We start from the raw sequence: 228 nt of genomic DNA on the forward strand, positions 1-228 counted from the left end.
CAGGGGGCACGCGTCGATGCGCTTCAGCTGGTCCACGATCTTCCGGGAGCCTTGCTTGGGGTCCTGGCCGGTGGGCTTGAGGTAGTCGTCCAGGGCGCGCTGGAAGCCCAGGGCCTGGTTCTTGGCGTGGCCGACCGTGCCGGCGCTCGGGTCGACGACGGCGCCCAGCACCAGACGGCCCCCGTTCTTGGGGAACAAGTGGGCGTACACGCCGCCGAGTTCGGTCCC

The 228-nt window shown here is 70.6% G+C and carries 1 pseudogene; it reads right to left on the bottom strand.

From position 1 onward, the window contains the following. Positions 1 to 228: pseudogene (locus tag KVT44_RS57645) on the bottom strand (alpha/beta hydrolase); the annotation flags it as partial.

The sequence above is a fragment of the Streptomyces sp. GbtcB7 genome (assembly GCF_019091445.1).
Lineage (GTDB): Bacteria > Actinomycetota > Actinomycetes > Streptomycetales > Streptomycetaceae > Streptomyces > Streptomyces mirabilis.